This window comes from Bradyrhizobium sp. Y36 (assembly GCF_002531575.1).
GTDB lineage: Bacteria > Pseudomonadota > Alphaproteobacteria > Rhizobiales > Xanthobacteraceae > Bradyrhizobium.
Window position 1 is genome coordinate 25,960 of sequence record NZ_NWTI01000028.1, and the last position, 14,182, is coordinate 40,141.

15 protein-coding genes and 1 pseudogene are annotated in these 14,182 nt (G+C 64.8%); 6 read left to right on the forward strand and 10 right to left on the reverse strand.

Annotation, left to right across the window (positions count from 1 at the left end; all coding sequences use genetic code 11):
- Positions 1 to 151: 151 nt before the first annotated feature.
- Genes CO669_RS31900 through CO669_RS31920 form a run of 5 tightly spaced genes read left to right on the forward strand, consistent with a single transcriptional unit; the run spans position 152 to position 3,725 of the window.
- Positions 152 to 763 carry a DUF1285 domain-containing protein gene (locus tag CO669_RS31900; protein ID WP_097666122.1) on the forward strand — a complete coding sequence of 204 codons (612 nt, stop codon included), beginning with the start codon at positions 152 to 154 and terminating at the stop codon, positions 761 to 763.
- Positions 760 to 1,431, forward strand: coding sequence for a CoA pyrophosphatase (locus tag CO669_RS31905; protein ID WP_097666124.1), 672 nt, complete (start codon positions 760 to 762; stop codon positions 1,429 to 1,431). The genes CO669_RS31900 and CO669_RS31905 overlap by 4 nt, the downstream gene beginning before the upstream one ends.
- Positions 1,428 to 1,691 carry a DUF6111 family protein gene (locus CO669_RS31910; RefSeq protein ID WP_097666125.1) on the forward strand — a complete coding sequence of 88 codons (264 nt, stop codon included), beginning with the start codon at positions 1,428 to 1,430 and terminating at the stop codon, positions 1,689 to 1,691. The genes CO669_RS31905 and CO669_RS31910 overlap by 4 nt, the downstream gene beginning before the upstream one ends.
- Positions 1,692 to 1,701: 10 nt before the next feature.
- Positions 1,702 to 2,958 carry a CCA tRNA nucleotidyltransferase gene (locus CO669_RS31915; RefSeq protein ID WP_097666128.1) on the forward strand — a complete coding sequence of 419 codons (1,257 nt, stop codon included), beginning with the start codon at positions 1,702 to 1,704 and terminating at the stop codon, positions 2,956 to 2,958.
- Positions 2,955 to 3,725 carry a sulfite exporter TauE/SafE family protein gene (locus CO669_RS31920; RefSeq protein ID WP_097666130.1) on the forward strand — a complete coding sequence of 257 codons (771 nt, stop codon included), beginning with the start codon at positions 2,955 to 2,957 and terminating at the stop codon, positions 3,723 to 3,725. The genes CO669_RS31915 and CO669_RS31920 overlap by 4 nt, the downstream gene beginning before the upstream one ends.
- On the opposite strand, the gene CO669_RS31925 is transcribed toward CO669_RS31920, so the two are convergent.
- Genes CO669_RS31925 through CO669_RS31935 form a run of 3 tightly spaced genes read right to left on the reverse strand, consistent with a single transcriptional unit; the run spans position 3,673 to position 7,553 of the window.
- Complete coding sequence (locus tag CO669_RS31925; RefSeq protein ID WP_245444605.1) at positions 3,673 to 4,833, reverse strand: hypothetical protein; 1,161 nt, start codon at positions 4,831 to 4,833, stop codon at positions 3,673 to 3,675. The two genes, CO669_RS31920 and CO669_RS31925, sit on opposite strands and share 53 nt — an antisense overlap.
- 34 nt (positions 4,834 to 4,867) lie before the next feature.
- Positions 4,868 to 5,914: a glycosyltransferase family 2 protein gene (locus tag CO669_RS31930; RefSeq protein WP_097666132.1), complete on the reverse strand. Its 1,047-nt coding sequence runs from the start codon at positions 5,912 to 5,914 to the stop codon at positions 4,868 to 4,870.
- Between the two features lie 13 nt (positions 5,915 to 5,927).
- Positions 5,928 to 7,553, reverse strand: a complete 1,626-nt coding sequence (locus tag CO669_RS31935; protein ID WP_097666134.1) for a hypothetical protein — start codon at positions 7,551 to 7,553, stop codon at positions 5,928 to 5,930.
- Positions 7,554 to 7,849: 296 nt separating this feature from the next.
- Here CO669_RS31935 and CO669_RS31940 point away from each other — a divergent pair, with 296 nt between their 5' ends.
- The gene (locus tag CO669_RS31940; RefSeq protein WP_245444607.1) at positions 7,850 to 8,674 is read left to right on the forward strand and encodes an SDR family NAD(P)-dependent oxidoreductase; all 825 of its coding nucleotides are present in this window, start codon (positions 7,850 to 7,852) and stop codon (positions 8,672 to 8,674) included.
- Between the two features lie 132 nt (positions 8,675 to 8,806).
- On the opposite strand, the gene CO669_RS31945 is transcribed toward CO669_RS31940, so the two are convergent.
- The 7 genes and pseudogenes from CO669_RS31945 to CO669_RS31975 form a co-directional block, all read right to left on the reverse strand.
- Complete coding sequence (locus CO669_RS31945; RefSeq protein WP_097666138.1) at positions 8,807 to 9,022, reverse strand: YodC family protein; 216 nt, start codon at positions 9,020 to 9,022, stop codon at positions 8,807 to 8,809.
- A 180-nt stretch (positions 9,023 to 9,202) separates the two neighbouring features.
- The gene (locus CO669_RS31950) at positions 9,203 to 9,667 is read right to left on the reverse strand and encodes a GNAT family N-acetyltransferase (protein WP_097666140.1); all 465 of its coding nucleotides are present in this window, start codon (positions 9,665 to 9,667) and stop codon (positions 9,203 to 9,205) included.
- A gap of 137 nt (positions 9,668 to 9,804) precedes the next feature.
- Complete coding sequence (locus CO669_RS31955) at positions 9,805 to 10,851, reverse strand: hypothetical protein (protein ID WP_097666142.1); 1,047 nt, start codon at positions 10,849 to 10,851, stop codon at positions 9,805 to 9,807.
- A 279-nt stretch (positions 10,852 to 11,130) separates the two neighbouring features.
- Positions 11,131 to 11,913 (reverse strand): HAD family hydrolase, encoded by a 783-nt coding sequence (locus CO669_RS31960; protein ID WP_097666144.1) that lies wholly within the window; start codon positions 11,911 to 11,913, stop codon positions 11,131 to 11,133.
- Positions 11,904 to 12,701, reverse strand: a pseudogene (gene hemF / locus CO669_RS31965) (oxygen-dependent coproporphyrinogen oxidase); the annotation flags it as partial. The gene CO669_RS31960 and the pseudogene hemF, both read right to left, overlap by 10 nt.
- Before the next feature lie 223 nt (positions 12,702 to 12,924).
- Positions 12,925 to 13,557 carry a 7-carboxy-7-deazaguanine synthase gene (queE, locus tag CO669_RS31970; protein ID WP_097666148.1) on the reverse strand — a complete coding sequence of 211 codons (633 nt, stop codon included), beginning with the start codon at positions 13,555 to 13,557 and terminating at the stop codon, positions 12,925 to 12,927.
- Between the two features lie 18 nt (positions 13,558 to 13,575).
- The gene (locus tag CO669_RS31975) at positions 13,576 to 14,034 is read right to left on the reverse strand and encodes a tRNA (cytidine(34)-2'-O)-methyltransferase (protein WP_097666151.1); all 459 of its coding nucleotides are present in this window, start codon (positions 14,032 to 14,034) and stop codon (positions 13,576 to 13,578) included.
- Positions 14,035 to 14,182 lie beyond the last annotated feature (148 nt).

Sequence of the window (14,182 nt, forward strand, 5' to 3'; positions counted from 1 at the left end):
GAATTAACCTATCCCCACCTTATCGGCTTCGGGTTATGTACGGCATCACGAAGTGGCGACTTCCACACCGGGCCAATCCGGGGTGGAACCGTTGACCCGAGTACAACGTAGACCTGCACCAATCGTGCCAAAGACAAAGTCAGGGCAAACCATGGCGAACCAAGGGCAGAGCGCCGATCGTGGTCTCGATGGGCTGACGGCCGCTGCCAAAAATGCTGCCGATGCCGAAGGCAGCAAGAAAGGCCTGCCGCCGGTACATCTGTGGAATCCGCCGTTTTGCGGCGATCTCGACATCCGAATCGCCTCCGATGGTACTTGGTTCTACTTGGGGACGCCAATCGGACGTCCCGCGCTGGTGCGCCTGTTTTCGACCATCCTCAAGCGCGAGGGTGATCAGCACTTCCTGGTCACGCCGGTGGAGAAGGTCGGCATCCGCGTCGATGACGCGCCCTTCATGGCGGTCGAGATGCAGAAAGACGGCGAGGGAACGCATCGCGTGCTGCGCTTCCGCACCAATGTCGACGACTGGGTCACCTGCGATGCCGCGCACCGGCTGCGCTTCGCGCAGGCCGCGGATGGCGGGCTGACGCCGTATTTGCACGTCCGTGCCGATCTCTGGGCCAAGGTCACACGGGCGCTCTATTACGATCTGGTTGACATGGGCGAGGAGCGGATGGTCGATGGCCAGCCGATGTTTGGCGTCGAATCGTCAGGTGAGTTCTTCGCCATGGCCGATGCGGAGCAGGTGAGGGCCGCGCTTTGAACAAGCCTATCCTGAAGAGTGATCCGGTTGCGCTCGGCGCGGCGGATTTTTTCGCCCGTTCGAAGGCGAAGCTCGGCTTCGACGTGCCGGCCGGCCTCTACGATCCCAACATCATTCCCGCCTCGGGCGATCCCGGCACCGACAAGATGCTGGAGATCGTCGCGCGCGAGCAGCCGGTGCGTCCCGCAGCGGTCCTGATCGCGGTGGTCGACCATCCCGAACCCACGATTTTGCTGACGCAGCGCTCGGCACATCTCAACGATCATGCCGGCCAGATCGCCTTTCCCGGAGGCAAGATCGACGCGACCGATTCCTCGCCGCTCGACGCGGCGCTGCGCGAGGCCGAGGAGGAGGTCGGTCTGTCCAGGGATTTCGTCGAGCCGATCGGTTATCTCGATCTCTACGGCACCGCGTTCGGCTTCCGCATCCTGCCGACGGTTGCGCGGGTGCGGCCGGGCTTTTCGCTCACCATCAACCAATCCGAGGTCGATGACGCCTTCGAGGTGCCGCTGTCCTTCCTGATGAACCCGGTGAACCATCAGGTGCACAGCAAGGAATTCCGCGGCATGGAGCGGTTCTACTATGCCATGCCGTTCGCGGAACGTTACATCTGGGGCGCGACGGCCGGAATGCTGCGTGTGCTGTATGAGCGGATCTATTCATCATGATCCGGCCGGTCCTGACCGAGATCGGAATCTTCCTCATTCCCTTTGCCGTCTATGCGCTGTTCCTGGCCGCCACGCGGTCCGGCCTGTTCGCGCGCTCGTCCTGGCCGGTCACAATCGTCGCGCGCCTCGTCCTGGCTGCGCTCGTGCTGGTGATCGCGGGGCTGATCGGCTTTGCGCATTTCTCCGGCGCCGCCCCGGATTCGACCTACGTTCCCGCCCATATCGAGAACGGCAGGCTGGTGCCGGGCGTGGAGAAATAGGGGCAGCACGATGAGCGCGGAGCCGATACTCGCTGATGCGCCCTGGCTGACTGCAGGCGGGACCGCGCGTGTCCTGGCACTGCTCAACGCCGACGGCGAGGAGGCGCGGGTGGTCGGCGGCGCCGTGCGCAACGCGCTGCTCGGTCTTGTGCCCGGCGACATCGACATCGCGACCACGGCGCGGCCCGAGGAGGTGGTGCGGCGCGCCAAGGCCGCCGGCATCAAGGCTGTGCCGACCGGCATCGACCACGGCACCATCACGCTGGTCATCGACAGCCATCCCTATGAGGTCACGACGCTGCGCGAGGACACCGAGACCTTCGGCCGCAAGGCCAAGGTCGCGTTCGGCCGCGACTGGGTGAAGGACGCCGAGCGGCGCGACTTCACCATGAACGGCCTGTCGGTCGACGCGCGCGGCGTGGTCTACGACCATGTCGGCGGCATTGCGGACGCCAAAGCCCGCCGCGTGCGCTTCATCGGCGATCCCGACCAGCGCATCGCCGAGGATTATTTGCGCATCCTGCGCTTCTTCCGCATCCATGCCGCCTTCGGCGCCGGCGATCCCGACCGCGACGGCACGCTCGCCTGCATCCGCGGACGCGCCGGCCTTGCCAGCCTGTCGGCCGAGCGGGTGCGGATGGAGATGCTGAAGCTGCTGGTGACATCGGGCGCATCCGCGGCCGCGCTGGCCATGGCCGAGGGCGGCCTGCTGCAGACGCTGACCGGCGGCGTGGTCTACACCGGGCCGCTGGCGACGATGATCGCGATCGAGCGCGAGCTCGGCCTGCCCGCGAACGCGACGCGGCGCCTCGCTGCGCTCACCGTCGCCGTGACCGAGGATGCCAAGCGCGTCGCCGCGCGCCTGCGGCTCTCCAACGCCGAGACCAAGGGGCTGGATTCCATGGGCCATCGCTGGTGGCGCCTCGCCACCAAGGACGCCGCCAATGCACGGCGGCTGCTCTACCGGCTCGGTGCCGAGCGCTATCACGATCGCGTGTTGCTCGGTTGGGCGAGGAGCGGCGGCGACGTCACCTCAACGCACTGGCGCGCGCTCGCTGAGCTGCCGCAGCGCTGGACTGCGCCGAAATTCCCGCTGAAGGCCGCCGACTTCATCGCGCGCGGCCTCGCCGAAGGACCCGCACTCGGACATGTGTTGACGCTCGCCGAGGATGCTTGGCTTGCGGCGGATTTTCCACTAGATGAAGCCGCGCTCGCTGCCATCGCCGATCAAGCTGCGGCCCGCATCAGCCGCGACGAGAGAACGTGACCATCGTCTCAGCCTTTGCCGACATCTCGATCTTTCAGCTTCTGCTGGTCGCGTTGATGGCGTTGTTTGCTTCGATCATCGGTGGTCTCGCCGGCTACGGCACCGGCGCGCTGATGCCGCTGGTGCTGGTGCCGCTGGTCGGCGCCGAGCCTGTGGTGCCGATCATCGCGATCTCGGCCATCTTCACCAATTGCAGCCGCGCGGTTGCTTACCTGCGCTACGCCGACCGCCGCCGCGCGCTGATCGTGCTGGCCTGCGCCGCGCTGACGACCGCACTCGGCGCCTACGGCTACACCCGGCTGACCAATGCGGGCGCCGCGCTCGTCATCGGCACCATGCTGATCCTGAGCGTGCCGCTGCGCCGGGTGCTCCGCCGCCGAAGCGTGCGGATCGGCGACGGCGGCCTTGCCGCCGGATCCGTCGGTTACGGCGTGCTGGTCGGCGGCACCTCCGGCTCCGGCGTCATCCTGCTCTCGCTCTTGATGGCGGCCGGCCTCGAAGGCGCCGCGGTGATCGCGACCGACGCCATGATCTCGCTCGGCACCGGCCTCATCAAGATCTCGGTGTTCGGGCTCGCCGGCGCCGTCACCGCGCAGGTGCTCGCCTTCGCGCTGCTGATCGGCGGGATCGCGATCCCTGGCGCCTTCCTCGCAAAGGCTTTTGTCGAGCGGATGCCGGTGCACATCCACACCGCGATCCTCGATGTCGCGGTGATCACAGGCGGGCTGGTGATGATCTCGGCGGCGGCAAAGCAGCTGATCGGCTAGCCGCCTCGCGCGGCATCAGCGACGCAAACAGCAGCGTCCAGAGGGTCAGCGCGCAGATCGGGATCACATAGTACTGGGTATAGATCGGGTGGCTGACGAAGAAGGCCAGATTGATCGCAAGCCCGCTTCCGAGCAGACACGCGAGACGTCCGTGACCCCGCCGCCAGATCCACACCGTCCAGGCGGCGGAAAGAAGAATCAAGAGCGACTGCGGGTCACCGAGATAGGATCGAATGGTCTCAGCGTCGAGCGAGGGAGGAACCACATCGCCGGCGCTATAGGTGGTCGCGAAGGGACTGCCGGCGTTGATGGCGTTGGCCGCGAGGGTCGGGATCATGCCGATCACGAGCGCTGCGGCGAACAGCGCTCCCTCGAGAAACCGCGTGGCCTTTGGCGCTTCCAGAAAGGCGACGAGCAGATAGACGCAATAACCGGTCGAGAGAAGAACGTTCGGCACCCGCATGTTGACCGCGATGCCGATCAAGAAGCCGGTGACCAGAATGAGAAGCATCCGCGGCATTTGCCGTTCTTCGGCGAACAGCCGGGCGGTCAGCCATCCGGCGGCGGCGCAGAGCACCATGGTCGGTGCGATCGAGTAACTCGCCTTGACTGGATTGATCATCACGTAGATGGCGACAAAGCCGAAGGCGGTCGCGATGGCCAGCTGCGCTCTCGATCGCGACAGCCAGATCGCGGCAAAGGCAAACAGGAAGATGATCAGCGTGCAGATGGCATAAAGCGGCACGACCTGATGGCCGGACGGGAACAGTGCCAGCACGAGGCCGGTGCCGGGAGGGTACTGCAAGACCAGCTTGCCGGTCTCCGGCATCGCCGTGTGGCACACCGGGCCCTGGCCATCTCGCCAGGTCGGCAGCTTCTTCATCTTTGCGACGAAATAGCCGTCGTCATCCCGCGCGAAGCTCGTATCGAGACCGCCGAGACCAAAGCGCTGAAACAGATGCGCTTGCCGGAGATAGCAGATGTCGTCGTTGACGCCGCGGTCTTCGGACCATCGCGACATCGAGAACAGGTGGCTGGCAAGGATCGCGGCACAGAGCAGGATGCCGATCGCCTTGCCGAGGCGCAGCGAGCCTTCAGATCGGGTCAAGGCCGCTTGTCCTGCGTGGTGACGATGAGGCCATTCAGGTCTCAATCCCCTGCGGTGGGCGCGCTTGCGGATCGACGCCAGCGGACGCGGCCGGCTCCCCGCCGTCATGCCCGCGCCGTTCGATCGCGTCGACCACAAACAGGGGCCTCTCCTTGCTGCTCAGATAGATCCTGCCGACATATTCGCCGATGATGCTGAGCGAAACGAGCTGGAAAAGCGAGGCCAGAATCGTCGAGATCATCAGGCTGGTCCAGCCCGGCACGACCTCCAGATACATCCAGGAATAGAGGGAATAGCCGGCGACGACCAGCAGAACCAGAAACATGCCGAGCGCCGCCAGCGACGAGAACCGCAGCAACACCATGGAATAGCCGAGAAAGGCGTCGGTCGCGAACGCCACCATCTTGCGGAGCGGGTATTTGGTTCTCCCGGCGAAACGCTCCTGCCGGTCGTAGACGAACGGCACCTGCCTGAAACCGAGTGAAGCGACCATGCCGCGGATGAACCTGTCCCGCTCCGGCATCCGGGCAACGAGGTCGGCCACGCGACGGGACATCAGGCGGAAGTCGCCGGTATCCCTGGGAATGATGATGTCGGTGGTACGCTCGAGCAGGCGATAGAACAGGCTGGCGGACTTCTTCTTGAACCAGCCTTCGCCGGCTCGGCTGCGCCTTTGGCCGTAGACCACATCGGCGCGGGTTTCCCGCATCCGCTGCAGCATCGGGCCGACCAGTTCCGGCGGGTCCTGCAGATCGGCATCAATGACCAGAACCACGCTTCCCTTGACGGCGGCGAGGCCTGCGGTGAGTGCGATCTGGTGCCCGAAGTTCCGCGACAGCCGGATGCCCGTAACCTGGGCGCACTTGCCGATCTCCTCGCGGATCATGTCCCACGTGTTGTCGGTCGAGCCGTCGTCGATGAGAATGACCTCGTAGTCGTCGCCGAAGATGGTCGCCGCGCTGGCGCGGCAGCGCTCGACGAGATGCGCAATTCCTTCCTGCTCGTTGAAGCAGGGCACCACGATCGACAGGAACGGCGAGACCGTCCCGTCAGGCGAAGTCGTGAGCGATGCGTGTGTCATGGAGCACCGTACCTCAGGGCGACGAACGCAGCGCTGCGGGATCCAAACCGTTGATGATCTGAAACCCCACGCAGGCAGGGTCGGGACGCGTATAGAGTCCGACGCTGAGGCAGCCTCCGGCGTGTTTCGCCCATGTCTCGGCCAGCGGCGTGAGGGTGCCGGTCCGCGCCGTCTCCATGTTCATCAACTGCCGCTGCAGGGTTTCGAGAAGCGGGCCGCGTGAGGGTTCGTCCCCGCGGTAGCGGACGGAAATCGTGTTCGTCACGCCGAGGGCCGTCAGGAATTGCGGGAGCGAGTGAACGCCTTCATAGGCGAGCGGTCCTCCAGCCTCGATGATGATAGGCTGGTCGGGCGACGCCTTCGCAAGCTGCGCGAGCCTCTGCACTTCCGTGAAGAACCCGTTGGTGGTTTCGATGTTGCGTTTGACGGCCGAGGCGAGCGCCGGGGGCTGGCCGAGATGGCTCGTCACCAGGAAGAAGACGACGAAGAAGGCGGCCGCGCACAGCGCATGATCCAACGTTCGCTTCGGGTAGTGGGGGCCCGCTTTGTGTGCGAGCTCGGCGATCAGGATGCATGCCGTGAGCGGGATCAGCAGCATCGCCGGAAAGTCATAGCGGTTGTTGTGCGGAAACAGCATGCGATAGAGCCCGCACTGGGCGGCGTACATGGCGAGCAGGAACGCATAGGCCGCGAATGCCGGCGCCGACTCCAGAACCCGCTGCTTCCAGCTGCGGGCCGGTATGATCTTGAGCAGCTGAAGGGCGGCGATCGGCAGGACCCACACCCACCAGGTGCGCGCAACGCCGTCGATCAGGCCGAGCAGCGCGTAACGCACCGTGACGATGGGGCCGGCGGACCGACCGTAATAATCCGCGCCTGCCGAGCGCATCTCCCGAACGACGACAACGCCGATTGCCACAATATAAGCCGTGAGCAGCAGCCCGAGCCCAGCGACAAGCAACGGCGGCAGGCGGCGGGTCACGACCGCATAACCAAGGACAAAAGCCGGGAGGCCTGCGGCGACCGGGATGAAGGTTTCCTTGAGGCCCGCGAGAATGACGGCAAACAGGGTGAGCGCGACGGCTGCGCAGAGCCTCAACCTGCGCCCCTCGGCAAACAGGATGGCGTCGGCAGCGAACAGCATCAGCCCAAGACTGGCCGTGCCGAAGATCTCCGAAGGCCCCAGCCGCGACCAGACATCGGCCCACATCGGCAGGACCGCGATGGCCGCGGTCAGGGCCCCGCTGAGCCACACGCCGATGAACCGCACAAGTCCCCACCAAATCGAAGCCAGGAAGATGGCGAAGCAGGCGCTGTTCACCAGATACCAGAGATGGACGTCCGCGCCGAACAGGGATGTTTCTGTGAGTTTCAGGATGTAGAAGGTCGGACGAAAACGGCCCTGGAGCTGGCCGACCTCGGTCTTGGTGATCAGCGTTTGCCATATCTCGCCAAAGGGCAGCCGCAGATCGGACCCCAGATAGGTGAACACCTCGTGGTCGTCGATCAAGCCCCAGTTTGCCTGGGTGACCTGCCTGCCCGTCAGCGCAAGCGAAAAGACGCAGGCCAGTATTGCGACGACGAGGAATTGGTGAATGCGGCCTTTGGGAAAAAGCAGCCGTTCAGCTATCGGTTTCATCTAAATAAGAGTTGGTGCCCCATCAACTTTCGATTGGTCGTACCCTACAGGTTGCACCCTTGCAAGCCGCGCGCCTCCGGAAAAGCGCGGCCGCCATTGGACTTTCGGAAGCCATGGAGCCAGCACTGCGACCCTGCTCGTCGTTATTCAGTCGGTATCCGATGTGGTAGTTTGAGATCAGCGATCTGAACGACGCGGGTCCAACGCGCACTCGCCGGCACAGCCGGGCAGGGCGATCGTTCAGTGCAAACGAGGGAGGACAGCGCATGAGGGACTTGGCTGGACGGACCGCATTCGTGACAGGCGCCGCCTCGGGAATCGGACTGGGGATCGCGACCGCGCTGTCACAGGCGGGGGTGAAGGTCACGCTCTGCGATATCGAGGAAGAGGCGTTGAACAAGGCGGTCGCGGACCTGAAGACACGGACCAACGTCGATGTCGATGGCGTGAGAGCCGACGTCTCGCTGAAAGCCGAGCTTCAGGCGGCAGCGGACGCGACCGTCGCGCGTTATGGCAAGATCCACATCCTGGTCAACAATGCGGGCGTGGGCGGCGGCGGACCCTATGGCGAGTGGACGGATGCGGGCTGGAACTGGGTGCTCGGCGTCAACCTGATGTCGGTGATCTGGGGCTTCGAGATCTTCGGCCCGCTGATCGAAGCGCATGGCGAAGGAGGGCAGGTCGTTTCCACGGCCTCCGTCTCCGGACTGATTGCGGGGCCAAGTCCGGCGTACGATGTGAGCAAATATGGCGTGGTGGCGTTGTCCGAGGGGATGCGTAGCGCGCTCGCGCCGAGGAAGATCGGGGTATCCGTTCTGTGTCCGGGCATCATCCGCACGCAGATCATGAGCTCCCGGCGCAATGTGCCGCAGCGATTTGCCGGGGCTGTCGGCAATCCTCCGCCGAACGAGGGGCCCCGCGCCGAGTTCATCAAGGCGTTGCGGCAACGGGTCAACAACGGCATTGACCCACTCTATGTGGGCGAACTGGTTTGCGAGGCCATCGAAAACGACTGGCCCTACATCTTCACCGATACCGAGCACGAACCCTTCATCGACAAGCGCTTCGCAGCGATCAAGCAGGGCTTCGACCGCATCCGCGGACGAACGCCGCGGCACTAGCGCTCGCGTCCGCTTGCGGCACGCTGCGACATGCAGCAATGTGTCCGCTGCTTCGCCGCATTGGGCAGAGAAGCGGACATCAGCCGCGCGAATGGGCACACCATTCCGACTCGGATGCGGTCTCGGGCGTGCCTATTCTTCGTCCTCGTCGTCCTCCTCGTCTTCATCCTCATCCTCTTCCTCTTCCTCTTCCACTTGCACCAGCACGGCGAGCGGCAGCGTCTCGCGGAACAGGTCGCCCTCCATACCCATCCAGAGGCAGAGCGCCTCATCCTGCTTGACTTCCGCAACCGTCAGCGGCTGGCCGCCGGATTTCAGCATCACGACGTCGCCGGCTTTCAAGTCCATGGCGTGCTCCTTTCGAATGATCGACCCGGAAGGAACCTAGCAAGCGGTCATGACACCCTGATCACGCCGGTCGTGCGAGGAATTCTGCGGTTGGGGGCAGATCAGGGGAGATCGTGAAGCATCTCCCGCCGCATTCGCAGCAGCGGATAAGGTCGCCCCTCACGATCGGTCTTGATGAAGCTAGCTGTTCGTCAGCCGCAGAAGATGCGGCACGGCCTCGGTGTCGGGGGCCGCGCCCAGGCGCGCGTAGAATTGCATGGCCGACGCGTTGTGCTTCCAGACATCCCAGCCGAGCCTGGTGACGCCGTGATCGGCGGCCCATTCCTTTGCCTTCGTCATCAGAGCGCTGCCGACGCCCTGCCGGCGCGCGTCGGCATGTACCGCAATGTCGCTGATATACATGCCGGCCCGAGCGCTGTAGAGCTCGTGGGTCAGGATCCATGCGATCATGCCGACAACGCGATCTTCGAGCAGCGCGACGAAAAGGTGCACCGGCGCATGCTCGCGGATATAGAATGCGACATAGCGGTCCATCGTCAGAGGGGGTGGTGGTTCCTCGATATGAGTCGCCAATGCGTCCGCGAGGCTGCGCACGGCGGCATAGTCGCTCGCCTGGGCTTTCCGGATGCTCAATGCTCCACTCATGATGCCGTGCCTTCGCTTGCGCCTTCCCAAAATCTGCCGCGGGCGCTGAAAGGCGCCCGCAGGGTCATCTACGTGGGAGGCTGCGGGAACGTTACGCCGGCCGGCGAAAGAATCCGGTGCGGAGTGGTGATGCCGTCTTAGGTACGCTCGCTCACGATCGGCTGGTTTGGCAGGCACTGATTGCTGAAATAGCCGACGGCGCCACGAACGAGCGGAACATGGCAGACGAATCCGGTCGGGCGGTATCGCACCCTGATCCGGTCCAGCTGCGACATGGTCAGCGTCATGAACGCGTCGAGCCGTCGGGCCTGAAGCTGCAACCTGCGCTCGCTGCTGTCGTGCGGCTTCGTGGCGTCGAGCTTGCGATCGTCGCCACCCATCGCCTGGGCTTGCAGCGGGTTCAACTGGCCCCGCAACACCTCGAAGCAGTGGTGCATCACCAGGACGTGGTGCTTGGCGCTCCACCAGTTGATGGTCACGACCTTCTGCAGCGGATCGATCTCGCCGTCGGCGCGCCGGGCACAGAGATCGACATAGGATTTCAGCCCATTGGCTGTCGGGTCGTTGCAGAGCTCCTCGCTGGGACGCTTCGCCTCGCCTCCGTTGTAGATGGCGCCTCTGAACTGCGGGAGGTTGGCCTCGGCATCGCAATCGAAATTGTACTTCGTGAGCAGCGTCGCCGTCAGTGGATCCTGGTCAAGCGTGTGCTCCGAAGTCGCATCGCGCCCGAGATCGCTGGGCCAGTCGATGTAGATCTCTGCCTTGCGTGCGAAGATGGTGCCGTTCCGCCGCAGGGCCGTGCGGGCCTTCCAATAGTCCGAGAATGTCTCGAGCGCCTTGGTGTCGACCGGGATGAAGGCCGGACTTGCCTGCGCCTTCAGCGAGCCGAACTGTTCGGGCAGCATGGTCTCCTGCTGCGTCTGCACCTCGGCGAAAGCGTCCGAAATCTCCAGGAAGGTTCGCGTCGCCATGTCCATGTCGGACTTGGCCTGCTCGCCCATCTTCTGGTCGTAGGAGCTCATGTACTGGAAGTAACCGCCGACCAGCCCGGTTAGCAGGGTAACGGCCGTCAGGCCCTTGGTGACCGACAGGCGGCTGTCCCAGACCTGGATTCGCTGCCAGACACCCGGCGCGTCGGGCGTCGGTTGTGCGCGCGCTGCTTGCTTCGGAACGTCTTGCTCCATTGTCGCCTCCAATTCACCACGCCCCATGGCGGAAAGGCTACCGCAATCCCGGATCGCGGCTTGTGAAGCATTTCACGTCAGGTGAGGCAGGTGGGCTGCCGGAAATCGCGCGGGCAAAGCTCGCTCAGCGGGTGGCTGTGGCTCAGGCAAGAATGCGTCCGTCGCAAGTTTCGACGATGGCATCATACCCCTGTTTTGCCCGACGGACCCGAAGGCTATTCGAAAAATCCGCAAGTGCTTGATCTTGCAGGGGCCGTCTACTGTGCATGGGGTTGTTTTTCAATTTTTTGCTTCTTGCCCTGCTCGAGGCCGGCCCGGCACCAGCTCGGTCAGCGAGCGGATGATGCGGTCGGGCTTGATCGTCGAGCCTTCGGGCAGGCCCTCGCCATGTACGTCGATCCAGATCGCGTAGATGCCGAGGCGCTGCGGCGTCACGACTTCCCATTCCAGATTGTCGCCGATCATCCAGGTATCCGCGGGCGTGACGCCGAGCGCCTCCATCGCGTGCAGATAGGCGCGCTCCTCGGGTTTGCCGAAGCCGTGCTCGCCCTCGATCTGGATGTGGTGGAAGCGGTGCGCCAGCTCGAAGCGCTCGACCTTGGCGCGCTGCATGTCGGCGGCGCCGTTGGTGACCAGCGCGAGCTTGATGCCGAGCGCCCTCAATTGATCGATCGCCTCGTGCGCGCCGGGGAACACGAACATCTCCTCCTCGCGATAGGCGGTGAAGCGGTCGGCGAGGCGAATGGCGAGGTCGTCGGGCAGGGCGCGATGGCCGGCGGCGGCGAGCGCGGCAAAGCCGCCCTTGACGGTGAGGTGCCGCGCCTCGGCAAGCCTCATCCGCCAGGCAGCTTCCGCATTCGCCCAGAAGTTTCGCGCGAAGGCGAGGACGGTCGTTGCGACCAGCTCGGGCGGCAGCGGCGCAAGCTCGTCGGCGAACTCCCTCGCGATCGTGTTCCAGGCGATCTCGGGCCGGCCATAGGCGGACAGGATGGTGTCGTCCATGTCGATCAGCATGGCGCGGGGCAGGGGCCTCGAGGCGGGCTTCGTCGTCGTCACGGCCATTTCACCTCGGGCGGCATCGACGACAGGATCGAGTCGACATTGCCGCCGGTCTTGAGCCCGAAAATGGTGCCGCGATCATAGAGCAGGTTGAATTCGACATAGCGGCCGCGCCGGATCAACTGCTCCTCGCGGTCGGCGGCGGTCCAGGCGCTTTCGAAATTGCGCCTGACGATCTCGGGGTAGATCTTCAGGAAGGCGCGCCCGACGTCCTGGGTGAAGGCGAGGTCGGCCTCCCAGTCGCCGCTGTCGTGCCAGTCGTAGAAGATGCCGCCGATGCCGCGCGCCTCTTTCCGGTGCGGCAGGTAGAAATACTCGTCGCACCATTTCTTGTACTTGTCGTAGTCGGCGACGCCGTTCGGACCGGTGCAGGCCTCTTTCATCGCGGCGTGGAAGGCGATGCTGTCGGCATCCTCCTGCGTGCGCCGTCGGTCGAGCACCGGCGTGAGGTCGGCGCCGCCGCCGAACCAGGCTTTGGTGGTGACGACGAAGCGCGTGTTCATGTGCACGGCGGGCACGTTCGGATTGCGCATATGCGCGATCAGCGAGATGCCGGAGGCCCAGAATCTCGGATCGTCCGCGGCGCCTGGGATCTGGGCCCGAAATTCCGGCGCGAACTCGCCGTGCACGGTCGAGCAGTGCACGCCGACCTTCTCGAACAGGCGGCCCGACATCATCGACATCACCCCGCCGCCGCCGGGCGCGCCGGTATGATCGGTGCGCTGCCAGGGCGTGCGCTTGAAGCGGCCGGCCTCGCCCGGATAGAGGCTTTGCGGGGCGTCGTCCTCGAGCTTCTCGAAGCTCGCGCAGATGTCGTCGCGCAAGGCCTCGAACCAGGCGCGGGCGCGGGTCTTGCGGTCTTCGATCGTCGACATGTCCATTGTCATTCCCGGTCGCTCACCAAGCGAGTGTGCCGTAGGGTGGGCAAAGGCGCCCTTGCGCCGTGCCCACGTCTCTTAGCGTGATCTTGAAAGGTGGGCACGCTCCGCTTTGCCCACCCTACAAAGCCTGTCCCTATCTGATGCCGAGCGATTTGTGCGTCTGCACGCTGAGCCGCCATTGCGGATGGCGCAGGCAATAGTCGATTGCGCGCGCGGTGTTCTCGATCACGTCGGGGCCGTCCATCGGCTGCAGCGAGAAGCGCTCGAAGGCGAGTTGCTCGAACGTCTCGGGCGCGGCGAGGGCCTGTGGATACACCAGCTTCAGCTCATGGCCCTGACGCAGCACCAGCTCGCTGCCGCCCTTGGGGCTGACGCAGATCCAGTCGAGGCCATCGGGCGCGGCGATGGTGCCGTTGGTCTCGACACCGATCTCGAAGCCATGGGCGTGGAGCGCGTCGATCAAGGCCGTGTCGACCTGGAGCAGCGGCTCGCCGCCGGTGAGCACCACGTAGCGGTTGGCGTCCGAGGCCGTCCACTGCGCGGCGATGATATCGGCGAGCTCCGCGGCGGTGCCGTAGCGGCCGCCGAGCGTGCCGTCGGTCCCGACGAAATCCGTGTCGCAGAACTTGCAAGTGGCCTCGAGGCGGTCGGCCTCGCGCCCGCTCCAGAGGTTGCAGCCGGCAAAGCGGCAGAACACGGAGGCGCGCCCGGCATGGGCGCCTTCGCCTTGCAGGGTCAGGAAGATTTCCTTGACCGCGTAACTCAATGGTCTCTCCTCAACCTGTCAGCCTTGCGAGTTCCGGATCTGCCGCAGCGCCTCGCCTGCGGCCATGGCCGCCGACATGGCGACATTGAGCGAGCGCAGCCCGGCCCTGATCGGGATCACCAGCCGCGCATCCGCGGCCTCGACCACCGCGTCGGTGACGCCGGCGCTCTCGCGCCCGAATAGCAGGATGTCCGACGTCTGGTAACGGAAATCGCGATAGTCGGTGGCGGCCTTGGTGGTGAACAGCAGCAGGCGGTAGCCATGGCCGGCGCGCCACTCCTCGAATTTCAGCCAGGAGTCATGCCTGAGGATGCTGACATGGTCGAGGTAATCCATTCCCGCCCGGCGGAACGCGCGGTCGGAGACCGGGAACCCTGCCGGTTCGATGATATGGGCGGCGAGTCCCAGGCAGGCACAGAGCCTGAGAATCGTGCCGGTGTTCTGAGGGATGTCGGGCTGGAAAAGCGCTATCTGCATCGCGGCTGACGGGTTGGTTGCAGGGCGGAAATGTCTCAATAAAACATCGCCTGCCCGGGAATTCGTGCATGGCACGCTCCCGCGCCGATAGCGGGCTTGCGCTCGCCCGGCAAGGGTGCCAATAGAACGATTCTGGACTGCTGTTTCG